General features: G+C 68.1%; 22 protein-coding genes. 13 read left to right on the top strand and 9 right to left on the bottom strand.

Annotated features, from left to right (window positions below; genetic code table 11):
* Positions 1 to 23 precede the first annotated feature (23 nt).
* From VGI12_04450 to VGI12_04430, 5 genes are all read left to right on the top strand, one after another.
* Positions 24 to 944, top strand: a complete 921-nt coding sequence (locus VGI12_04450; GenBank protein ID HEY2431904.1) for a DUF5777 family beta-barrel protein — start codon at positions 24 to 26, stop codon at positions 942 to 944.
* A gap of 7 nt (positions 945 to 951) precedes the next feature.
* Complete coding sequence (locus VGI12_04445; protein ID HEY2431903.1) at positions 952 to 1,374, top strand: hypothetical protein; 423 nt, start codon at positions 952 to 954, stop codon at positions 1,372 to 1,374.
* A 93-nt stretch (positions 1,375 to 1,467) separates the two neighbouring features.
* Positions 1,468 to 1,797 (top strand): PadR family transcriptional regulator, encoded by a 330-nt coding sequence (locus VGI12_04440; protein HEY2431902.1) that lies wholly within the window; start codon positions 1,468 to 1,470, stop codon positions 1,795 to 1,797.
* A 1-nt stretch (position 1,798) separates the two neighbouring features.
* On the top strand, positions 1,799 to 4,441 hold the full coding sequence (locus tag VGI12_04435) for an ABC transporter permease (protein HEY2431901.1): 2,643 nt from the start codon (positions 1,799 to 1,801) through the stop codon (positions 4,439 to 4,441).
* 35 nt (positions 4,442 to 4,476) lie between these two features.
* On the top strand, positions 4,477 to 4,941 hold the full coding sequence (locus VGI12_04430; GenBank protein HEY2431900.1) for a hypothetical protein: 465 nt from the start codon (positions 4,477 to 4,479) through the stop codon (positions 4,939 to 4,941).
* Positions 4,942 to 5,026: 85 nt separating this feature from the next.
* Here VGI12_04430 and VGI12_04425 read toward each other — a convergent pair whose 3' ends face one another.
* From VGI12_04425 to boxC, 6 genes are all read right to left on the bottom strand, one after another.
* Positions 5,027 to 5,875, bottom strand: a complete 849-nt coding sequence (locus VGI12_04425) for a 3-hydroxyacyl-CoA dehydrogenase NAD-binding domain-containing protein (GenBank protein HEY2431899.1) — start codon at positions 5,873 to 5,875, stop codon at positions 5,027 to 5,029.
* Positions 5,857 to 7,035 carry an aminotransferase class V-fold PLP-dependent enzyme gene (locus VGI12_04420; protein HEY2431898.1) on the bottom strand — a complete coding sequence of 393 codons (1,179 nt, stop codon included), beginning with the start codon at positions 7,033 to 7,035 and terminating at the stop codon, positions 5,857 to 5,859. Before VGI12_04420 ends, VGI12_04425 begins: the two co-directional genes overlap by 19 nt.
* The gene (locus tag VGI12_04415; protein HEY2431897.1) at positions 7,032 to 7,874 is read right to left on the bottom strand and encodes an amidohydrolase family protein; all 843 of its coding nucleotides are present in this window, start codon (positions 7,872 to 7,874) and stop codon (positions 7,032 to 7,034) included. The genes VGI12_04420 and VGI12_04415 overlap by 4 nt, the downstream gene beginning before the upstream one ends.
* Positions 7,875 to 8,069: 195 nt before the next feature.
* Positions 8,070 to 9,518, bottom strand: a complete 1,449-nt coding sequence (locus VGI12_04410) for an aldehyde dehydrogenase family protein (protein HEY2431896.1) — start codon at positions 9,516 to 9,518, stop codon at positions 8,070 to 8,072.
* 34 nt (positions 9,519 to 9,552) lie between these two features.
* Positions 9,553 to 10,971 carry a benzoyl-CoA 2,3-epoxidase subunit BoxB gene (gene boxB / locus VGI12_04405; protein ID HEY2431895.1) on the bottom strand — a complete coding sequence of 473 codons (1,419 nt, stop codon included), beginning with the start codon at positions 10,969 to 10,971 and terminating at the stop codon, positions 9,553 to 9,555.
* Between the two features lie 65 nt (positions 10,972 to 11,036).
* Positions 11,037 to 12,698 carry a 2,3-epoxybenzoyl-CoA dihydrolase gene (gene boxC / locus VGI12_04400; GenBank protein ID HEY2431894.1) on the bottom strand — a complete coding sequence of 554 codons (1,662 nt, stop codon included), beginning with the start codon at positions 12,696 to 12,698 and terminating at the stop codon, positions 11,037 to 11,039.
* 89 nt (positions 12,699 to 12,787) lie between these two features.
* Here boxC and VGI12_04395 point away from each other — a divergent pair, with 89 nt between their 5' ends.
* The gene (locus VGI12_04395; protein HEY2431893.1) at positions 12,788 to 13,510 is read left to right on the top strand and encodes a shikimate kinase; all 723 of its coding nucleotides are present in this window, start codon (positions 12,788 to 12,790) and stop codon (positions 13,508 to 13,510) included.
* 4 nt (positions 13,511 to 13,514) lie between these two features.
* On the opposite strand, the gene VGI12_04390 is transcribed toward VGI12_04395, so the two are convergent.
* Together VGI12_04390 and VGI12_04385 are read right to left on the bottom strand one after the other, a co-directional pair.
* Positions 13,515 to 14,213 carry a metal-dependent hydrolase gene (locus VGI12_04390; GenBank protein ID HEY2431892.1) on the bottom strand — a complete coding sequence of 233 codons (699 nt, stop codon included), beginning with the start codon at positions 14,211 to 14,213 and terminating at the stop codon, positions 13,515 to 13,517.
* Between the two features lie 47 nt (positions 14,214 to 14,260).
* Positions 14,261 to 14,722 carry a DUF2934 domain-containing protein gene (locus VGI12_04385; GenBank protein ID HEY2431891.1) on the bottom strand — a complete coding sequence of 154 codons (462 nt, stop codon included), beginning with the start codon at positions 14,720 to 14,722 and terminating at the stop codon, positions 14,261 to 14,263.
* A 93-nt stretch (positions 14,723 to 14,815) separates the two neighbouring features.
* Here VGI12_04385 and lipA point away from each other — a divergent pair, with 93 nt between their 5' ends.
* From lipA to VGI12_04350, 7 genes are all read left to right on the top strand, one after another.
* The gene (gene lipA / locus VGI12_04380; GenBank protein ID HEY2431890.1) at positions 14,816 to 15,760 is read left to right on the top strand and encodes a lipoyl synthase; all 945 of its coding nucleotides are present in this window, start codon (positions 14,816 to 14,818) and stop codon (positions 15,758 to 15,760) included.
* Positions 15,761 to 15,803: 43 nt separating this feature from the next.
* A complete protein-coding gene (locus tag VGI12_04375) occupies positions 15,804 to 16,439 on the top strand; it encodes a TMEM165/GDT1 family protein (protein ID HEY2431889.1) in 636 nt (211 codons plus the stop codon).
* Positions 16,440 to 16,443: 4 nt separating this feature from the next.
* Positions 16,444 to 17,625 carry an MFS transporter gene (locus tag VGI12_04370; protein HEY2431888.1) on the top strand — a complete coding sequence of 394 codons (1,182 nt, stop codon included), beginning with the start codon at positions 16,444 to 16,446 and terminating at the stop codon, positions 17,623 to 17,625.
* 81 nt (positions 17,626 to 17,706) lie between these two features.
* Positions 17,707 to 18,447 carry a hypothetical protein gene (locus VGI12_04365; protein HEY2431887.1) on the top strand — a complete coding sequence of 247 codons (741 nt, stop codon included), beginning with the start codon at positions 17,707 to 17,709 and terminating at the stop codon, positions 18,445 to 18,447.
* The gene (locus VGI12_04360; GenBank protein ID HEY2431886.1) at positions 18,444 to 19,985 is read left to right on the top strand and encodes a DUF2271 domain-containing protein; all 1,542 of its coding nucleotides are present in this window, start codon (positions 18,444 to 18,446) and stop codon (positions 19,983 to 19,985) included. Before VGI12_04365 ends, VGI12_04360 begins: the two co-directional genes overlap by 4 nt.
* 1 nt (position 19,986) lies before the next feature.
* Positions 19,987 to 20,616: a PepSY-associated TM helix domain-containing protein gene (locus VGI12_04355; GenBank protein HEY2431885.1), complete on the top strand. Its 630-nt coding sequence runs from the start codon at positions 19,987 to 19,989 to the stop codon at positions 20,614 to 20,616.
* 52 nt (positions 20,617 to 20,668) lie between these two features.
* Complete coding sequence (locus tag VGI12_04350) at positions 20,669 to 21,967, top strand: serine hydrolase domain-containing protein (GenBank protein HEY2431884.1); 1,299 nt, start codon at positions 20,669 to 20,671, stop codon at positions 21,965 to 21,967.
* Here the strand turns inward: VGI12_04350 and VGI12_04345 are convergent.
* Positions 21,968 to 22,265 (bottom strand): dihydrolipoyl dehydrogenase (locus VGI12_04345; protein HEY2431883.1); only part of this gene is annotated, 298 nt, incomplete at its 5' end.

The following is a 22,265-nucleotide window of genomic DNA, read 5'->3' as shown; positions in this document are numbered from 1 at the left end:
TTGCGTTTGCCTTTCCAGCAGCGATGACATTTCGATCGATTGCCGTCCGAGCCTCCGGCGCCCTCGCGCTGACCCTGGCGGTCGCGCATCCCGCCGCCGCGCAGGATCCGGCGTCGCCGCCGCCGGCGCCGCCGGCCGCCGCACAGCCCGCCGCGCCGCCGGCCGACCCGCAAGCGGTCGCCACGCAGCCTGCCGCCTCCGACCCGGATGTCCGGCTCGATCCGCTGCAGCCCGACTTCGCGCTCGCGGCCCTGCCGACGACGCTGCGGATGCCGGAGCACAAGCTGGCGTTCCGCCTGACCCATCGCTTCACCCGATCGCTCGGCGAGGGGAATTTCGGCGACCTGCTCGACAACTTCTTCGGCTTCGACTCGGCGGCGCTCATCGGCCTCGAACTGCGCTACGGACTGCTGCCGGGAACCCAGGTGGGGATCCACCGGACCAGCGACAAGACGATCCAGATCTTCGGTCAGCAGAATCTCTCGCAGCAGAAGCCGGATGGCCGGCCGCTCGGCATCGACGTCATCGCCACCTACGAGGGGCTCGACAACATGAAGGCGCAGAAGATGGGCGCGCTCGGCGTGCTCGTCTCGCGCAAGGTGGGCCGCGTGGCGGCGCTGTATGCCGAGCCGATCGTCGTCTTCAACAGCAAGACCAACCCGAACGACCCGAGCACCGATACCGACACGGGCATGATCGGCCTCGGCACGCGCCTGCGAATCCGGCCGACGACGTACCTCGTCGGCGAGATCACGCCGCGCTTTGCCGGGTATCGCCCCGGCGTCGATCAGATGTCGTTCGGGCTCGAGGCGCGGGCCGGCGGTCACACGTTCCAGCTGAACTTCTCCAACGGCTTCGGCACCACGCTCGGTCAGATCGCACGCGGCGGCATCGACAATTCATCCTGGTTCATCGGCTTCAACCTTTCACGCAAGTTCTTCTGAGATACCCATGACACAGCATCGCGTTCGACTCGTGTTCTCGGTTGCGGCACTCGGCATGCTCGCGGCCTGCGGCGGCTCGTCGACCTCTCCCGGCGGCGGCAGTGTGGCGGTGGTCGTGAAAGACTCCGGCTCCGGCGGCCCGAGCGGTGCCACGGTGACGCTGACCGCCAATGGCGCCAACCCGCTGTCGGTGACGGTGTCGGTCGGGCAGACGGTGACCTTCGTCAACAACGACTCGCGATCGCGAGAAATCTCCTCGAACCCGCACCCGCAGCACGGCACTTGTCCGGGCATCGAGGCCGGCTTGGGCATCATCGCGCCCGGAGCAACCGCGACCACCCACAACTTCGGCAACGCCGGTACCTGCGGCTACCACGACCATCAGGACGACACGAACGTCAGGTTCCAGGGCTCGATCGTCGTCCAGTAGGCGCAGGAATTCGACGGAAGGCGAAGGGCGAGAGACAAAGCAGCAGGTTGACGGCGCGGCGGGCTTCTGACATAGACTTTCTATGTCACAGCCATGCCGCGCGATGCGATTCCCCCTGGCACGCTCCACCTGCTCATCCTGAAGACACTCGTCCGCGCCGGCGAGCTGCACGGATTCGAAATCGCCGACGCCATCGAGCGATCGTCCGGCGAGGTGCTGACCGTCGAAGAGGGCTCGCTCTACCCGGCGCTGCAGCGCATGCTGGTGAAGGGCTGGATCATCGGCGAATGGGGGACGACGGCCGACAATCGCCGCGCCCGCTACTACCGGCTCACCCGCGACGGCCGCCGCCAGCTCGAGGCCGAGACGGCGCAATTCAAGCGCGTCACCGGCGCCATCTCCCGCGTCATCGAGGCGAACTGACGTGTCCCGGCTCTCCCAGATCGCGCGCCGACTGATCGCACTGTCGGCGCGGCGCCGTCTGGCGCGCGATCTCGACGACGAGATGCGTCTGCACCTCGAACTGCGCCAGCAGCGGCTCGAAGCCGACGGCCTGCCCGCCGCCGACGCGCACACGGCGGCGCGGCGGCAGTTCGGCAATCGCGCCATCCACGCCGAGGACGCCGCCGACGCCTGGGGCTGGCGCTGGCTGGACGATATCGTGCTGGACGTCCGTTACGCCGCCCGCGGGTTCGCGCGGCAGAAGGCCTTCACGTTGACGGCGATCGCCTCGCTGGCGCTCGGCATCGGCGCCAACGCCGCGATCTTCAGCGTGGTCAACGGGCTGGTGCTGCGGCCGCTGCCCTTCCTGGAGCCGCATCGCCTCGTGTCGATCTACGGCGCGAGCCGGTTGACGCCGCAGCGCGACAGCGTGTTGAACCTCGGCGAAGTGCGCCGGGCCGCGACCTCGCTCGAAGCGTTGGCCGGCTATGAAGCCGGCGGCCGCTACCTGCAGCGCGACGGCCGAACCCAGCGGGTGATGAGCGTGCGTGCCGAACCGGATTTCTTCCGCATCCTCGGCGTGCCGCCGCTCGCCGGCCGCACGTTCGAGCGCGGTGACGAGGCGGTCGCCGTGATCTCGGAGGCGTTCTGGCGCCGCGAGTTCAGCGCCGATCCTGGGGTTGTCGGCAGGACGTTCGTCATCGACGAGCGCCGGCTGGCGGTGATCGGCGTCATGCCGGACGGTTTCCAGTTCCCCTACTCGTCTGCGTCGCTGCTGCCTGGCACGTCGCTCCAGGCGCGCACCGACGTGTGGCTGCCGATCGATCCGGCGATCGCCGCGCGCGGCCGTTTCCTGCACGTCGTCGCGCGGCTGCGTGACGGCGTGACGCTCGCCACCGCGCAGGCGGAGCTGAGGGCGATTGCCTCGCGGCTGCCGCCACCGCAGGGCGGCGGAGGCCCTCGCGGTCTTCTGGCGCTGCCGCTCGCCGATGACGTCGTCGGCGTGGCGCTGTCGCGCCCGCTCTTCTTCCTGCTGGCGGCGGTCGGCGTCGTGCTGGCGCTGGCTTGCGCCAACGTCGCCAACCTGCTCCTGGTGCGGATGACACTGCGACACCGGGAAGTGGCGGTGCGCGCCGGGCTTGGCGCGTCGCCGATGCGCCTCGTCCGGCAGTTCCTCGCAGAGAGTCTGCTGCTCTCGCTGGCCGGCGGCGCGGCTGGCCTCGCACTGGGAGGGTGGACGACGCGGCGCGTCCTCGCCCTGGCGGCGGCGCAGATCCCGCGCGCGCAGGAGGTGTCGCTCGACTGGCGCGTGTTCGGGTTCTTGTTCGCGCTGTCGGCATTCGTCGGTGTACTGATCGGGCTGGCGCCGGCCGTAATCGCGCGGCGCCAGGACGGCCGCGGCGCCCTCCAGAGCGCCAGCGACCGCAGCACGATGACGCACGGGCAGCGCCGCCTGCGCGACGTGCTGGCCGTGGCCGAGATCGCTCTCGCCTTCGTCCTGGCGGTCGCCGCGTCGCTGCTGGTCCGCGAGCTGCTGCAGCTGCGCGCCACCGATCTCGGCATGGTCACCGACCACGTCGTGACCGTCCATCTCGGGCGCCGCCTGCCGGTGTCCGAGGGCGAGCATCCGGAGGACGGCTTCGTGCGGCGCTTCTACGAGATCGAAGCGCGCGCCGCGGCGCTGCCCGGCGTGCGTGCCGCCGGCGCGACCCAGATGCTGCCGCTGCAGAATTGGGGCTGGTTCAGCAACTCCATCGACCTCTTCGAGGTTGGCGGCGCGCCGCTGGCGGAGGTGTTCCCAATCGAGCTGCGCTATGTGACGCCGGGCTATTTCCGCGCGCTCGGCATCCGCGTCGTGCGCGGCCGCGGCTTCAGCGGCGCCGAGACACGGGCGACGCCGGCAGTCATCATCATCAACGAGGCGCTGGCGCGGGCGCAGTTCGGCAGCGCCGACCCCGTCGGACGCCGGATGAATCGCGGCACGATCATCGGGGTGATCGCCGACGTCCGCGGCGTCCACCCCGGTCGGCCGCCGCAGCCGGAGATTTACTTCCCCGCCGCGCAGAACTGGTCGGAGCTGCTCGAGCTCGGCATGACCCTCGCCGTCAGCACCACCGGGCCGCCCGACGCGGTGGTCGGCGCGGTGCGATCGATCGTGCACGACGTCGACCCCCAGTTTGCCGTCTTCGAGATCAAGACGATGGATCGGATCGTGGAGGACTCGCTGTCGCTGTTCCGGCTGTTCGTGGGGTTGATCGTCGGGTTCGCGGTCGTCGCGGTGGCGCTGGCGCTCACCGGCACCTACGGCGTCGTCTCCTGCGTCACGACGTCGCGGCTCCGCGAGTTCGCCGTGCGTATGGCGCTCGGCGCCGATGCCCGCCGAATCACCGCCACGGTGGTACGGCACGGCACGTGGCTCACCGCGATCGGACTTGCCGCCGGGACCTTGCTCGTCTATGTAGCGGCCCCCCTGCTGCGTCAGTCGCCGATCAGCGTGCGCCCGCCGGAGGGGCGCCTGGTGATCCTGCTGGCCGCGGGCCTGGCTGCGATCACCCTGGCTGCCTGTCTGCTGCCGGCGCGCCGCGCCGCGCGCGTCGACCCGATGAGCGTCCTGCGCGCCGACTGACGTATCATGAGGTTTCTCGTCTGAAGGGAGACGTCATGAAGCGCATGCTTTCGTTCGTCGTGGCGTTCCTGGTTCTGGTCCTCGCCACAACCGCGGCCGCCCAGGACAAGCCGGATTTCACCGGCACGTGGAAGCTCGTAGGCGAGGCCGCCGACCAGTTCACGGCGAGTCAGATCGTCGTCGCGAAGGACGCGACGCTGCTTTCGGTGACCACCACCGGGCAGATGGGCGAATTCAAGACGACCTACAAACTCGATGGCACCCCCGGCTCCAGTCCGCTCGATTTCCAGGGCAACGCAATCGACCGCACCACCAAGATGGCCTGGAACGACAACAAACTCACGCTGACCGCGGCATCCGACATGGGTGGTCAGGCCTTCGAGGTGAAGAGCGTGGTCTCGGCCGGACCGGACGGCACGATGATCGTCGAGACGACGTTCCCCGATTTCCAGGGGGGCGGCGGCCCGATAACGAACAAGGCGACCTACAAGAAGTCGTAGCGACAGGCCTGCCAGGCACAGCGTCTCGTCTTCGGGCCCGTGTTGTAGCGGCTCGTGTTACCGGCCGGGCCTTCAGGCCCGGCAATCAGTATTCGTAGACGCCCTTCCCCACCTTGCGGCCGAGCCGCCCGGCCTTCACGTACTGCGACAGCAGCGGGCACGGACGGTACTTCTCCCCCAGGCTCCTGTGCAGATACTCGAGAATGCTGAGGCGTGTGTCGAGCCCGACCAGATCGACCAGCTCGAACGGCCCCATCGGGTGATTGAGCCCGAGCTTCAGCGCCTTGTCGATATCGCGCGCCGACGCCACCCCCTCCATCAGCATGAAGAACGCTTCGTTCCCGATGCTGGCGTTGACGCGGGTGGTGATGAAGCCGGGCGCTTCCCGAACCAGCACCGTGTCCTTGCCCATCCGCCGCGCCACCGCCTCGATCGCCTCGAGCGTGGCCGGCGCGGTCTCGAGCGCGCGGACGATCTCGACGAGCTTCATCTTGTAAACCGGATTGAAGAAGTGCATGCCGGCGACTCGCGACGGACGCGCAATCGACCCGGCCATCTCGGTGATGCTGAGGGCTGACGTGTTCGTCGCGATCACGGCCTCCGACGGCGCGAGCGTCTCGATCTGTCGGAACAGCTGAAGCTTCAGATCGATCCGCTCCGGCGCCGCCTCGATCACCATGTCGGTACCGGCGAGCGCCTCGGCCAGCTCGGTGGTCACCGAGAGCCGGCGCAGCATCCCCTCGGCATCGGCCGCCGCTGTCTTGCCCAGCTCGACGCCCCTGGCGGCGATCTGCGCGATCGCGTCCTGCCCCTGCCCGACGGCGGCCGGCGACACGTCGTAGAGCCGCACCTCGTAGCCCGCGGCGATCGCGGCGTGGGCGATGCCGTGGCCCATCGTGCCGGCGCCGACCACGGTTATACGCGTGATGGGCATAGCTCGATCAGCGCGGCAACGGCGTGGTCGATCTCCGCTTCTGTGTTGTAGAAGTGCGGCGCCATTCGGATGCCGGCGCCCGGACGATGATCGACGATGATGCCACGGCCGATCAGCGCGTCGGCCACCGCAGCGCCGTCCGGGACGTCGACGACCACGGAGCCTCCGCGCTCGTGGTCGGCGTCGGGCGTGTTGAGCCGGAACCCGCCGGCTCGCGCCGCGTCGATCAGGCGGCGGGTCAGCCGGAGCGAGCGCGCGCGGATGGCCTCGACCCCGATCGACGCGACGATCTCGTAGCCGGCTCGCGCCGACACGAGCGACGGCACGTTGGGCGTGCCGCTCTGGAATCGCTCTGGGGCGGGCGCATGGCGGATCGCGCCGGTGGCGAACTCAAATGGCGCCTCGTGCGCCGCCCAGCCGACGAAGGCCGGCCGCAGCGTGGCAGCGAGATCGGGCCTTACATACAGGTAGCCCGCGCCCGGACCGCCGCACAACCACTTCACCGAGCCGCCCACCGCGAAGTCGGCGCCCCACGCCTCGAGCGCGATCGGCACGGCGCCGGCACCCTGGTAAACGTCGAGGACGACGTGGGCGCCGACCCGGTGCGCCTTGTCGATGACGGCGCGCGCATCCGTGATGCAGGCGCTCTTGAAGAGCACGAGCGACAGCGGCACCAGCAGCGTGCGATCGTCGATGGCGTCGAGGAAGCGCTGCAGATCGAGGCGGATCGGATCGGGCGCCGGCACGTAGGCGATCTCGGCGCCGTAGCGGCGGAAGCCCTCGAAGAGATAGTGATTCGAGGGGAATTCCAGATCGCTCATCACGATCTTGCGGCGCCGGCCGTCGAACGAGAAGCACGAGCCGACGAGGCTGTGCGCTACGGTCACGTTCTGGTGCATCGAAATAGTGTCGGGCGCGGCCCCCAGGATCGGCGCCAGCAGGTTGCCGGTCACGCGCCCGATCTCCCACCAGCCCTCGTGCCACGCACGCACGCCCCGGGTCGACCATTGGTCGGCGAACTGCTGCAGGCGGTCGGCGGCCCCTCTCGGCATCGCTCCCAGCGAGTGGCTCACCAGGTACGTGCAGGTGGCGACGATCGGGAATTCCGATCGCCAGTAGCTGATGTCGCCGGCGGTCTCGAGGCCGCGCCGCTCGGTCATGCCCACACCCGTCGCGCATTCCCGTCGAGGATCGCCGCCTTCGCGGCATCAGGGAGCGGCAGGGCGAGAAAAGCATCGGCGTTCGTCCGCATGGACGCAACCCCGGGACTCGGCCAGTCGGTGCCCCAGATCGTCTTGGCGGCGATTTCCTGCAGCCGCGGAAAGTAGTCGAGCAGCTTCGCCGGCGGGACTCCCGACAGCTCCAGGTAGACATTCGGGTGACGGCGGACGAGAAAGAACGCCGCGTCCATCCACAAGGGACGCCCGCCATGCGCGAGCAGAATCGTCAGCCTGGGAAAGTCGATCGCCACGTCGTCGACGTCCATCGGATCGCCGAGACGGCTGCGCGCGCCCGGGAAGATCGACGTCCCCGTGTGGATCGTGACGGGCACGCGGGCGTCCTGCGCGACGCGGTAGACGTCGGCCAGCCCGGGGAGAGAATCCTGGTAGGCGTTGGCGCGAAACAGCATGTGCGGCGGATGCACTTTCAGCGCGCGGGCGCCGCGCTCGATGACACGCGCAGTGTCGCCGGCAGGGTCCTTCGAGAAACGCGGGTTCACCGATCCGAACGCCAGCAGCCGTGAAGGATCCGCCGAGGCGTAGCGCGCCATCCAGTCGTTCGACTCGGGACCGAACCCCATCAGGTCGGGACTGACGTAGTTGATCAGCCCGACGCGATCGACGCCGTCGGCGTCCATGCGCGCCAGCAGCCGGCCCGGATCGGTGGTGTAGGCTTCCAACTCCTCGCGGTTGTGCTTCCCCTTCCAGAACGTCTCCGCGATCGCCGGAGGCATGAGGTGGAACGGTTGGATGTGGATGTGGGAATCGGTTATTTGCATCGTGTCGGTGCTAAGGGTGCAAAGGGTGCCGAGGGTGCTAAAGGTGCTGGTGCTAAAGGTGCTAAGGGTGCTGGTGCTAACGGTGCTGGTGCCGGGGGTGCTAAGGGCGCCAAGGGTGCACCGGCACCGTTGGCACCTTTAGCACCAGCACCGTTAGCACCATTGGCGCCTTTAGCACCCTTTGCACCCTGCACATCACATATTCAAATCCACCCACACCGACTTCACCTGCGTATAGTGCTCGAGCGCGTGGGCGCTCATCTCGCGGCCGAAACCACTCGCTTTGTAGCCGCCGAACGGGGCCGCCGTGTCGAAGACGTTGTAGGTGTTGATCCAGACCGTGCCGGCCCGGAGCTTGCGCGCGACGTAGTGGGCCTTCTTGACGTCGCGTGTCCACACCGCCGCGGCCAGGCCGTAGGGCGTGTCGTTGGCGAGGGCGATCGCCTCGTCGAGGTCCGCGAACTCGATCGCGGCCAGCACCGGCCCGAAGATTTCCTCACGGGCGATCGTCATCTCGGGCGTCACCCTGTCGAAGACGGTCGGCTGGAAGAAGTAGCCCTTGCCGGTGCCGATATCGGTGCGCGCGCCGCCGGCGACGAGCGCCGCCCCTTCCTGCTTCGCCACGTCGACGTAGCGCTGGACGGTCTCCAGCTGTCGCTTCGAGGCGAGCGCGCCGTAACGCGTTTTCGGATCCAGCGGATCGCCGGCGACCATCTTCCTGGCCCGCGCCGCCAGCTTCTCCATGAACGGGTCCTTGATGGCGCGATCGACGAGCAGCCGCGAGCCGGCGGCGCAGACCTCTCCCTTGCCGTAGAAGATCCCCGTCGTCGCCCCGCGCAGCGCGGCATCGAGATCGGCGTCGGCGAGCACGATGTTGGGCGACTTGCCGCCGAGCTCGAGCGTGATCCGCTTGAGCGTGTCGGCGGCCGCCCGCATGATCTTCTTCCCCGTCGCGGTGCCTCCGGTGAAGGCCACCTTGTCGATGCCGGGGTGCTCGACCAGCGCTTCGCCGAGCTCGGCGCCTGGCGCCGTCAGGACGTTGAGCACGCCGGGCGGCAGGCCGACTTCGGCGGCGATGCCGGCGAGGGCCAGCGCCGTCAGCGGCGTTTCCGCGGCCGGCTTGAGAATCACGGTGTTGCCGCACGCCAGCGCCGGCCCGAGCTTCCACGCCGCGAGCAGGAGAGGAAAGTTCCACGGGACGATCGCCGCCACGACGCCGAGCGGCTCGCGCAGCGTGTAGGTGAGATAGTTTCCCTTGACCGGGATCGTCTCCCCCATCACCTTGTCGGCCCAGCCGGCGTAGTACTCGAGACATTCGGCCGCTGCCGGAATCTCGATCTGCCGCGACTCGAAAATCGGCTTGCCGTTGTGCAGCGTCTCGAGCCGCGCCACCTCGTCGGCGCGCTCCATGAGACGGTCGGCAAGGCGGCTGATCAGCCGGCCGCGCTCGCGGGCCGCCATCGCGCCCCACGCGCCGTCCAACGCGGTGCGCGCGGCGGCGACCGCCGCGTCGACGTCACTCCGGCCGGCTGCGGCGACGCTGGCGATCACCTCTTCGGTCGCCGGGTTGACCACATCGTAGACGCCGCCGCCCGCGGCGTCGCGCCACTCGTTGCCGATGAACAGCTGCCTGTGATCCGTCACGCGTGCGTACTTTCCCGAGAAGCGGCCGTCAATGTCAAGCCTCGGTGCGCACGTACTCGAAATTGCGCGGCGCTCCCTTGATCCCGCGCTGCGGCGGCGCGATGTAGTTGGCGAAGCGGCCGGGCTCGTAGATCGGCTCGGCCATGATGCTGAGCAGGAACTCGCGATCGTGGACCGACGGCAGCCACTCGTAGCGGCGGCGCTCCCAGTCGGCGTCGCTCAGCTGATGCCCCTCGGGATCGAAGTGCAGCGCCGAGAACATGCCGATGCCGCGGTTGAACTTGCGGTCGGGCAGGCGCAGGCGATCCGAGAACCCGTGCCGTTCGAGGATCTTGTTCCAGCGCGTCACGCCGGCCTGACAGTCGCCGACGTACCAGTCGCGCAGCACCTCGTTCATCGCCGTCCGCATCGGGATGTGCTCCTTCTCGAGCCGCCCGTTCCGCAGCGTCTCGAGCTCGTACATCGCCTCGGTGACGGCGTGGTCGTCCCATTTGTCTTCGTAGGCGCGGCCCTTGAGACCGTTGCCGAAGTAGGCGGCAGCGTTGGTCGAGATCTCGTTGCCGTGCAGGTCGAGACTGAGGCTGAACCAGAGGTTGATGAACTTCTGCAGCATCCCGAGGTCGATGCCGCCGAGCCGCCGGACGTCACCCGAGTAGCCGGCTTCCCTGGTGAGCTGGCAGGTGCGCTCGAGGATGCGGGCGATGCCGGTCTCGCCGACGAACATGTGGTGCGCTTCCTCGGTCAGCATGAACCGCGTCGTCCGCGCCAACGGATCGAGCGAGCTTTCCGACAGCGAGAGCAGCTGGGACTTGCCGTCGCGGTCGGTGAACATCGTGAACATGAAGAAGTCGAGCCAGTTCTCGATCGGCTCGTTGAACGCGTCGAGGATGCGCGGCTTGTCGCGGTTGCCGCTCTGGCGTTCGAGCAGCTCCTCCGCCTCGTCGCGGCCGTCGCGGCCGAAGTACGAGTGCAGCAGGTAGACCATCGCCCAGAGGTGGCGGCCTTCCTCGACGTTCACCTGGAAGAGATTCCGCAGATCGTAGAGGCTCGGGCAACGCTGTCCGAGCCAGCGCTGCTGCTCGACGCTCGCCGGCTCCGTGTCTCCCTGCGTGACGACGAGCCGCCGGAGCTGGTTGCGGAACTCGCCCGGCACTTCGTGCCAGACCGGCTGCCCGAGGAAGTCCCCGAACCCGATGCGCCGATCGTGAACGGGATCGGCGAGGAAGATGCCCCACCGGTACTCCGGCAGCTTGACGTATTCGAAGTGCGCCCAGCCCGACGGATCGACGCTCACCGCCGTGCGGACGTATACCTGGTGGTAGTCCTGGAAGCCCTGCGGCCCCATGTCCTTCCACCACTGGATGTACTTCGGCTGCCAGTGCTCGAGCGCGCGCTGCAGCCGCTTGTTGCTCGAGAGTCCGACGTTATTGGGTATTCGCTCCGCTGAGATCATTCGAAGCCCTCTGTAAATGACGAATTACGAGTGCCATTCGTCCTTCGTCATTCGCAATTCGTCACTTACGTACGGTGGAAGTCAAATTCGGGGCGCGACTGAGATCCATAGGTCGTGAGCGCCCCTTTCGCGCCGACCGCGTTCGGGCGGACGAAGATCCAGTTCTGCCAGGCCGTCAGGCGGCCGAAGATCTTGGTCTCCATGGTCTCGGGGCCTGCGAAGCGCAGGTTCGCTTCCATGCCGGTGAGTGCGTCGGGCGACAGCGCGACCCGGCTTTCGATCGCCAGCCGCACCTCGTCGTCCCAGTCGATGTCGTCGGGGGCGAACGACACCAGCCCGGCATCGAGCGCCGCCTGCGGCTCGAACGGCTCGCCTCGCTCGAGCGCGGCGTCGACCTGTTCCGGCTGCGCCAGAAAGCGCGTCTGCAGACGGGTGAGGCCGTTGCTCATGCGCAGCGGGCCGCCGTTCATCGCCGAGAGTGCGATGGCGTTGTGCTCGTCGGGGTCATCGAGCATGTACGAACGATCGGCCGCCAGCGCCAGCTCGAACAACGTGCCCGCGAAACAGCTGCCCGGTTCGATGATCGCGAAGAAGCTGCGCGACGTCAGGTCCATCCGCTTCAGCGTGCGCTTGACGAAGTGGACGATCTCGCGCACGAGCCAGTGATCCTGGTTGGCGAGCAGCAGTTCGTCCATCGCCAGCATGGCGTCCTGATCGCCGCGCGTCTTGACCACGACCGTTCCCACGAGCGGCTCGTTGAGGCGCAGCCGAAGCAGGGCGTCGTCGAGCTCGCGAAACGCCCGCAGCGGCCAGAACTGATCGCCGAGCGCCTGGATCCCAGCCGCATCCTCGGGAGCGCCGCCGTCGGGCCCCGCCACCGTCAGGGTCGCGACCCGCCTGCCGCGATCGACGTCCAGCGTGACAGCGGAATACGTGACGCTCGTGTCGGTCACCCGCGGCGCAAGCGGCGTGAGCACGACTCCAGGGCCGCTCGCCGGCCGATCGGATGTCGCCGCCAGCTCCTGCGCCCGTGCCGCGACGCGATCCTTGAACTGACTGGTCGGATACACCGCATCGACCAGGCGCCACTCGACTGCGCGCTTCCCTTTCACGCCCTCCGCGACGGTGCCGAAGACGTCGGCGAGGTCGCGGCGCACCTTCCGCTTGTCGACAACGCGCGTCAGACCCCCGGTGCCGGGCAGCACGCCAAGCAGCGGCGTCTCCGGCAGCGACACCGCCGAGTTGCCGTCTTCGACCAGCAGGATCTCGTCGCACGCCAGGGCCAGCTCGTAGCCGCCGCCGGCGCAGATGCCGTTCAGCGCCGCGAGGAACTTGATCCCGGAGTTGGCGCTGGCATCTTCAATCGCCAGCCGCGTTTCGTTGGTGAACTTGCAGAAGTTGACCTTCCAGGCATGCGACGAGCCGCGCAGCATGAAGATGTTCGCGCCGGCGCAGAACACGCGCTCCTTCAGGCTGGTGACGACGACCGCGTGCACCTCAGGATGCTCGAAGCGGATCCGCTGGATCGCGTCGGCGAGCTCGATGTCGACGCCGAGGTCGTAGGAATTGAGTTTCAACTTGTAGTCGGATGAGAGGCCGCCGTCCTCCTGCACGTCCATCGACAGCGTCGCGACCGCACCGTCGAGCGTCAGTTTCCAGTGGCGATAGCGATCCGGGGCGGTATCGAACGAAACCTGCGGAACGGCGTCCCTGGCTGCAGCGTCCATCTCGGTCCAGCGTAGCGTCGGCGCTCCGGCAGTGTCAAGGCAGTATAGTGCGCCGTATTATAAAATTAGTGATATATACTACACATCGCATGGGCGGCGACATCCTGGAAGAACTCGGCCGGCGCGTGCGCGCGGCGCGTGCCGGGCGCGGCTGGACGCGGCGCGAGCTGGCAGAACAGTCGGGCCTGTCGGTACGCTTTCTCGTACAGCTCGAAGCCGGCGAGGCGAACATCTCGGTCAAGCGCCTGGCGGAGCTGGCCGAGGCGCTGAACCTGCCTGCCGCCGACCTGCTCTCCGCCGCCGCGGCCCCGCCGCGCATCGTGGCGCTGCTCGGCCTGCGCGGCGCCGGCAAGACGACGATCGGCCGGCAGCTGGCGCGCCGTCTTCGCGTCCGCTTCGTCGAGCTCGATCGCCGGATCGAGAAGGCGGCGGACATGTCGCTCCCCGAACTGTTTTCGCTGTACGGGGAGCAGCACTATCGTCGCCTCGAGCACAACACGCTGGCCGCCCTGCTCGCCGAGCCGCGCGACATGGTGCTGGCAACTGGCGGTGGTCTCGTCGCCGCGCCGGAGACATTCGCCATGCTGAAGCGAGCAGCGGCGACGGTGTGGCTCCGCGCGACGCCGGAAGATCACTGGAACCGCGTCGTCCGCCAGGGGGATCGCCGTCCGATGGCGGATCATCCGCAGGCGATGGCGGACCTGCGCGCGCTGCTGAGCGCGCGCGAGCCGCTCTACGCGGCGGCCGATCGGACGATCGAAACGTCCGGTCGTTCAGTGAAGTCTGTCGTCGACGAGCTCGCGGCCACGTGAACGCCTACTGGGCCGTCTCCCCCGGTTTCAACACGAGCACGTCGACTCCCTTCGGCTCGACCAGCCGCTTGAGCGCGTCGGGGGTGCCAGTCAGCGCCGGGAACGTTCCGTAGTGCATCGGCACGACCTGGCGGACGCCGAGCATGTCGACCGCCAGCGCCGCGGCTTCCGGCCCCATCGTGAAGTGGTCGCCGATTGGCAGGAACGCAATCTCGGGTGAGTACAGCTCGCGGATCAGGCGCATGTCACCGAAGAGCGCCGTGTCCCCCGCGAAATAGATCTTCCGTCCGTCTTCGAGGCGCACGACGAAGCCGGCCGCCAGACCCGCGTAGCGCTCGGTGCCGTCCAGCGAGATGCTGCTCGAGTGCAAGGCCGACGTCATCGAGATCTTCAGCCCTTTCACGTCGACGGTGCCGCCGATGCCCATGCCGACGACCTCCTTCAGCCCGGCGCCGCTGAACCAGTTGGCCAACTCGAAGATGGCGACGACGGGCGCGCCGGTCGCGCGCGCTACGCCGATCACGTCGCCCGTGTGATCGGAGTGCCCGTGCGTGACGCAGATGAGGTCGGCCGCGTCGATCCTGGCGCCGTCCGGGGCCTTGGGATTTCCGGTCAGCCACGGATCGAAGACGATCCGTTTGCCACCAGGCGTGGTGACGACGAACGTGGCGTGTCCGTACCAGGTGATCGCGAGATTCGGCATGCCGTTAGTCTACCGCCGCGCACGGATCGAAGAAGGCGACGAGCCTGTTACACCTGTTCCGCAGGGGGGGCCGGCACGAATCGATAACGTCCGCGCGGGCGACCTATCTGCCGCTCCGCCTCCAGCCAGTCGTCTTGGTCGTGCCCATGGCTGCCGCCGCGCCCCTGCCACAAGTCGTAGGCGCGATCGGCGACTTCTTCTTCGAACACGAACACCAGTCGATGGCCTTCGAAGTTCTCGAACCACTCTTCCCAGGAGATGGGGCGGAACCGCGCCACGCCCGGGAAATTGAAGCGCACACCCGCGCCGCCGTCGTTGACATGAATCGTGGCCGGGCCCGAAGCGGTGGCTTCTCCCGTGGCGGGCTCGGCTTTGTGGCGCGCGGCCCAATCCTGGATCACGCGATGGTCGCGTGTCGCCACGCTCCGGTCGCTGGATCCGTCCCTCGACACATCTGATGTCGGTATCACCACGGTCCCGGCGGGCGGGATCGGGTTGTCATGCTTCATTGGGGGACCTCCGACTCTGCTGCCCTGCACAAGCCGTTCCGGCGGCCGGTGGAGTGTACAATTGAAGGGGTGGCGACAGTCCCTCTCAATTTCATTCGCGGCCGAAGGAAACGAGCGGAGGAACTGCCGCGCCTGCCCAAGCCCGAGTGGCTGAAGGTGCGCGCACCGGGCTCCGAGAACTATCACCGGCTGAAGGGCCTGATGCGCGGCCTCGGACTGCATACCGTCTGCGAGGAGGCCAACTGCCCAAACATCGGCGAATGCTGGCACCACGGTACCGCTACGTTCATGATCCTCGGACACACCTGCACGCGCTCGTGTGGCTACTGCAACGTGACGCACGGCACGCCGCTCGCCGCCGATGAGCAGGAGCCAGTCAAGGTCGCCAGCGCGATCCAGACGCTCGCGCTCGACTACGTCGTCGTCACCTCGGTCGACCGTGACGACCTGCCCGATTTCGGCGCGTCGCATTTCGCGCGCACGATCATCGAGACGCGCGCCCGCATTCCGTCGTGCCGCCTCGAGGTGCTGATCCCGGATTTCCAGGGCGATCGGGCGGCGCTCCAGGCCGTGCTCGACGCGCGGCCCGACGTTCTCAACCACAACATCGAGACTGTGCCTCGGCTGTACCGGACGGCCCGTCCCGGCGGCCGCTACTCGCGCGCGCTCGGCGTCCTGCGCAGCGCGCACGAGATCGCGCCGGCGATCCCGACGAAGTCCGGACTGATGGTCGGTTTGGGCGAAGAGTGGGACGAAGTGGTGCAGACGCTCCGCGATCTGCGCGAGGCCGGCGTCCGCATCGTCACGATCGGCCAGTACCTGCGGCCGTCGCTCGCCAACCTGCCGATGGTCCGCTATTACACGCCTCAGGAATTCGCCGAGCTGAAGCAGATCGGCCTCGAGCTGGGCTTCGGCCACGTCGAGTCCGGTCCGCTGGTGCGGTCGTCCTATCACGCGCACGAACAGACGCAGGCGCTCGAGGTGGCGGGGGCGCCCGCCGAGCTGCCAGCCCGGGAGGGGCCACCAGTTTGTCACTAACTATTGCTGGTAGTAGATCACGGGCCGTGTAATTTTCGCCCCGATGCCCTCCCTTTTCGGTCTCTTTCTCACTACCTACGGCGCCGTCTTCATCGCGGAAATCGTCGGGGACAAGCTGCTGTACACGACCGGTATTCTTGCGACCCGGTACCGGTCGGCCTCGGTGATCGTCGGCATGGCGCTCGCGTTCATGGTGAAAATGAGCGTGGCGGTGGCGGTGGGGGCCGCGATCACGCGGCTGCCCAGGCTGCTCGTCGCCGCCGTCACCGGCGCCAGCTTCATCGGCGTCGCCTTCACCATCTGGCGCAAGCCGGACATCCGGCAGCCGAAGGCCAAGGATTCGCGGGTGCTCAGGGGCACGGCGGTGGCCTTCGCGACGATCGTGCTCTCGGAGTGGGGAGACGTGGGCCAGGTCACCGCGGCCGGCATGGCGGCCAAGTACGTCTGGTCCGCGACCACGGCGGCCGAGTCGGTGTGGCGGACGGCCATTACCGTCTGGCTCGGTGCGGTCGGCGCCATGGTCACCAAGGGCGCGCTGGCGAGCTTGCTCGGCGCCGGCGTGCGGATGTGGATCGCCGAGCGCGTCCAGCCCCGCGTCATCCGCTGGGTCGCGACCGTCGCGATCCTGGTCCTCGGGACGCTGTCGGTGCTCGAAACGCTCGGCATCCTAGTAGATTAGGAGCGTGAACGAGCCCGTCTCGGCGGCCGATCGCAGCTGGGCGATCCGCTTCATTTTGTGCTTCGGGTTGGTCAGTCTGTTCGCAGACATGACCTACGAGGGAGCGCACGGCAGCATCGGGCCGATGCTCGACGATCTCGGCGCCAGCGTGGCCGCGATCGCGTTCATCTCGGGCTTCGGCGAGATGATCGCCGCAAGCCTCCGCTTCTTCTCCGGTCGGCTGGCGGATCGCACCCAGGCCTACTGGACGATCGCGATCGCGGGCTACGCGCTGAACGTGCTGGCGATTCCGGCGCTGGCGTTCGTGCACTCCTGGCAGGCAGCGGCCGTGCTCATCACCATCGAGCGCACCGGCAAGGCGTTGCGTGGACCCGCCCGCGACCTGCTGCTGTCGGAAGCGACCGGCAAGGTCGGACACGGCTTCGGTTTCGGCGTGCACGCCGTCATGGATCAGACAGGCGCGTGCGCGGGCCCGCTGCTGATGGCGATCCTCGCGACGCGCTACGGCCACGTCGGACCGGCGTTTGCGTGGCTGGCGATTCCAGCGGTGCTGGCGCTCACGTCGATCATCGCCGCCCACGCCGTCCGTCCCGTGCAGGCCACCCCCAAACCGGTGAAGACGCCGCCGCAGCTGCCGTCCGTCTTCTGGCCCTACATCGCCGCCGCCGGACTGCTGGCCCTGGGATTCATCGATTTTCCGGTACTCGGGGCGCATTTCGAGAAGACGCGGCTCTTCGCGCCGGCGACGATTCCGCTGCTCTACTCGGGCGCGATGGCGATCAACGGGCTGACGGCGTTCATCTTCGGCAGGCTCTTCGACAAGCACGGCATCGTCGTGCTCCCGGTCGGCATGGCGATCTCGATCCTGGCGCTGCCGCTGGGCTTCTTCGGCGGAGAGACCGGCGCCGTGGCCGCCGTCGCCTGCTGGGCCACAGGCCTCGGCGTGCAGGACGCGTCGCTGCGCGCCGGCATCGCCCAGGTCGTCTCGATGAACAAACGCGGGACAGCGTTCGGCACTTTCAACGGCGTCTACGGAATCATGTGGTTTCTGGGAAGCACCCTCATGGGCGTACTGTATGCGACGTCGCTGGTTGCGCTGGTTGCGTTCGGGATGGCGGCCCAGGCGGCCGGCGCGATCATGTTCCTCGGACTGCGAAAACGGCTGGCACGCGATTTTCACGACTGAAGCATTGATCGACCGACATGGTCGGAGATACGATTCTCGTAAGACTGAGACTTATCTCATCTATTCAACAAGGACGCGTCTGTGCACACGCCCCAACCCATTGCTCTGCTGCCCTTCTGCCTGCTCGCCCTCGTCGCTGGCCTGCCGGCCCAGTCGGGTCAGCAGCCATCGCCCCCGGCCCAGCCGCCGGTCTCGATGATGGAGGCCAGCCCGATTCTCCGCGTCCTCGACGTCGATCACGACCACGTCATCACGGCGGCCGAGCTCGCGAACGCGCCGGCGATGCTGCGCACGCTCGACAAGAACGGCGACGGCAAGCTGACGCGGGACGAAGTCGGTGCCCCGCCGCCGCAGCGCGGACGCGGACGCGAAGGCGAAGGCGATGAACCGCCGCAGACGCCGGCGCCCGGTCCGACGGCCGACGAGCTGTTCGCGGTGCTCATGTCCTACGACGCGAACCACGACGGCCGGCTGCAGAAGTCCGAGGTCCCGCAACGCCTGGCCGGCCTCTTCGAGCGCGGCGACGCCAACGGAGACGGCCTGCTCGACGCTGCCGAACTGAAGAAGGTCGCTGCCGATCAGGCTGCGGCGCCCGTGGCGCCACCTCCCGCCGGCCGCGGCCGCGGGCGCGGCGGCTTCGGCCGCTTCGACCCAGCGGCAGCCGCTCTCGACAAGGACGGCAACGGCGAGATTTCGGCGGACGAGATCGCGGGCGCGACGGCGGCGCTCAAGATCCTCGACAAGAACAACGACGGCCGGATCACCGAAGACGAGCTGATGCCGTCGGGTGAAGGACGCGAAGGACGGGGAGCGCTCCGATGACGATTCGCTCGACGCTGACCGCTGCGGCGATGGCCGCGGCGACGACCCTGGGCGGCGGGGCCGCCGTCGGCCATACCGGCGGGGCCGCCGTCGACCATACCTACGTTGCCAATTACGAGAACGTCCTCGGCACCTCGCTCGAACTGCACGTCCAGGCCCCCAGCCGGGCCGTTGCCGACCGCGCCGAACAGGCCGTGCTCGCGGAAGTCACCCGCGAGGCGAAGATCCTCTCCTCCTGGGATCCCTCGAGCGAAGTCAGCCGATGGACGGCCACCGAGGGCCGTCCGGTTCACGTCTCCCCGGAACTCTTCGACGTCCTCGACCTCTTCGACCAGTGGCGCTCCCGATCGCACGGCGTGATCGATCCCGCCGCCCAGGCGATCATCTCGGTCTGGACGAAGGCCGCGTCGGAGCAGCGCCTGCCGACCGAACGCGAACGCACGACGGCGCTCGGCCTCGTGCGACAGCCCCATTGGACGCTCGATCGCGCCGCCGGCACGGCCACGCACCTGTCGAACACGCCGCTCGTCTTCGCGTCGTTCACCAAGAGCTACATCATGAGCAAGGCGGTCGACGCCACACGCGGCATCGACGGATTGCACGGCATTGTCCTCAACATCGGCGGCGACATCCTGACGCGCGGCGGCGCCGCCGAACCGATCGACATCGCCAATCCGCGCGACGCGGCCGAGAACAGCGCGCCGCTCTCGACGATTCTCGTCTCGAACCGCACGGTGGCGACAAGCGGCGACTACCGCCGCGGCGTCGACATCGGCGGCCGCCACTACTCGCACATCGTCGATCCGCGGACGGGCCTGCCGGCGGCGAACGCGATCAGCGCGACAGTCGTCGCCGAAAACCCGACGGACGCCGGCGCGCTCGCGACCGCGTTCACCGCGATGACCCCGGACGAGAGCCGCGCCCTGGCGGCGACGCTGCCGGGCGTCGAGTACCTGCTGGTAACGCCGGACGGCCACCGCGTCGCCAGCCAGGGCTGGTCCGCCCTCGAAGCTGCGGCCCGTCGCTTCGCGCCCGTCCCGGCGGCGCCCGCCGTCCAGGCACCGGCGAAAGGCGAGTGGGATCCCAGCATGGAGCTCGCGGTCGATTTCGAGATCCGGACACAGCCAGGCGCCGCGAAGCGGCCGTTCATCGCCCTCTGGATCGAGGACGCCGATCGGTTCCCGCTGCGGACGCTGGCGCTCTGGTACCACGAGGACCGCTGGCTGACCGAGTCGAAGGCCTGGTATCGCGCCGATCGCCTGCGCAGCATGTCCGAGCGCACCTCGATCGTGCGGAGCATCGGCGTGGCAACCCGCCCACCCGGCAAATACACGATCAAGTGGGACGGCAAGGACAACGCCGGCAATCCCGTCAAGGCCGGCACCTACACCGTGTTCCTGGAGAGCGTGCGCGAGCACGGCACCTATCAGCTGATCCGGCAGGAGATGAAATTCACTGGCGAGCCGCAGCGCGTCGATTTCCAGCCTGGATCCGAACTCGGGCCGGTCTCGTTCGACTACCGCAAGGCAGCGAAGTAGCGTGGCCGATTCGCAGGCGCCTGGGCGCGCCTCGGGCTCGCGCGGGCACCGCGTCCGGCGGCTGATCGCGCACTGGTCGAGAGTCCTTCACACCTACCTCTCGATGGCCAGCTTCTCAATCCTGTTCTTCTTCGCGGCGACCGGGATCACCCTCAACCATCAGGACAAGCTGAACGGCCAGCCAAAGGTGGCGCGGTTCACCGGCCGCCTCGACGCAGCGTCGGTGGCCCCCGGTGCGACGGTCGACCGCGATCGGATCGCCGCGCAAATACGCGCGGCTCACGGCATCAAGGCCAACGTCAGCGACATCCGCGTCGACGACGACCAGATCGACGTGACGTTCAAGGGACCCGGCTATGCCGCCGACGCATTCGTCGACCGCAAGACGGGCGCCTACGACATCACCGAAACCCGCATGGGGCTCGTCGCCGTCGTCAACGATCTCCACAAGGGGCGCGACACGGGCAAAGCCTGGGCGTGGATGATCGACCTGTCGGCGCTGCTGATGATGCTCGTGTCGGTGACCGGCCTGACGCTCGTCTTCTTCCTTCACAAGCGACTCGCCCTCGGCATGTGGATACTGGCCGTCGGTACCGTCATCTGCGCCGGCGTCTACGCCTGGTTCGTGTAAGCGCACGCGATTTGTGGTTTACTCTCCGACATTCATGGAGAGGACTTCTACGATGCTTCCGCAGACGCCACCGTTTCGAGCACGCCGGCCGCTCCTGTCGCTCCTGTGCCTCGCCGTGCTCTATTCGACGGCTTCGCTGCCGGCCCAGAGTGGATCGCCGGCCGCACCACTCGCTCTCGACACGGCGCGCATCGGCAGCGCGCTCTCGGCGATGGTCGCCGACGGCCGCACCGCCGGCGCCGCCGTCCTCGTCTGGAAGGACGGGCGGGAAGCCTATTTCGGATCGGCGGGATTTGCCGACCGCGAGGCCAAACGGCTGATGAGCCGCGACGCGATCGCGCAGATCTATTCGATGACCAAGCCGGTGACCGGCGTGGCGCTGATGCAGTTGTGGGAGCAGGGCAAGTTCGGTCTCGACGATCCGCTGTCGCGCTACCTGCCGGCGTTCGCCTCGATGCAGGTCTACGCCGGGAAGGACGCCGCCGGACAGCCGATCTACCGCCAAGCGTCGCGCCCGATTACCGTGCGCGACGTCATGCGTCACACCGCGGGCTTCGCCTACGGCGCCGGCGACACGCCCGCTCACGACGCCTACGTGAAGGCGGATCCACTGGCGTTGTCGAACGACCTCGTCGAGATGGGCAAACGGCTGGCGACAGTGCCGCTGCTCTTCGATCCCGGCACACAGTGGAGCTACAGCATTGCGGTCGACGTTCAGGCGCTCCTGGTCCAGACGCTGTCGGGACAGTCGTTCACCGACTACGTGCGCCAGCACGTGTTCGAGCCGCTCGGCATGCGGGAGACGGCGTGGCGTCAGCCCGACGATCGGCTGCCGCGGCTGATGGCGCTCTACCGCGGGGGCAATGGCACGCTCTCCCGCCAGGACGACCAGGCGACGCGCGCGCTCAACTTCCGGGACAACAAGATGACGGGAGGGGGCTTCGGCCTCGCATCGACGCTCGACGACTACCTGCGTTTCGCGCGCATGCTCCTCAACGGCGGCGAGCTCGACGGCGCGAGACTCGTGAAGCCGTCAACCGTGCGGCTGATGTCGACCGATCAGCTCGATCCGCGCATCACGCAGCGCCTGTTTCTCCCGAGCAAGGGATCGGTGGGTTTCGGGATGGACTTCGCGGTCCGCGTGTCACAGCCGAAGACGCCCCAGGAGAATCGCGGGGCGGTCGGCGAGTTCTTCTGGGACGGCGCCGCGTCGACGCTTTTCTGGGTCGATCCGGCCAACCACTTAGCGGCCGTGTTCTTCACGCAGACGATGCCGTTCGACGGCACGCTGCATCGGGACATCCGCAAGGCGATCTACGGCGCCGACTACCAGGGGCCGCGCGGTAACTGATCAGTGTTTCTTCGGACGGTAGACGTGCGTGGCGTGGCCGAAGAACACCTCCGCCGACTCCATCACCGTCTCCGACAGCGTCGGGTGCGGATGGATCGTGAGCGCGATGTCCTTCGCGGTGGCGCCCATCTCGATCGCCAGCACCCCCTCGGCGATCAGCTCGCCGGCGCCCGGGCCGCAGATGCCGACACCGAGCACCCGCTCGGTCTTCGGATCGATCACGAGCTTGGTGACGCCGTCGGTGCGGCCAAGTGAGATGGCGCGGCCCGACGCGCCCCACGGGAAGCGCGCCACGGCG

Source organism: Vicinamibacterales bacterium (assembly GCA_036496585.1).
Classification (GTDB): Bacteria; Acidobacteriota; Vicinamibacteria; order Vicinamibacterales; family 2-12-FULL-66-21; genus JAICSD01.
This window is presented reverse-complemented; position numbering and strand designations above follow the sequence as displayed.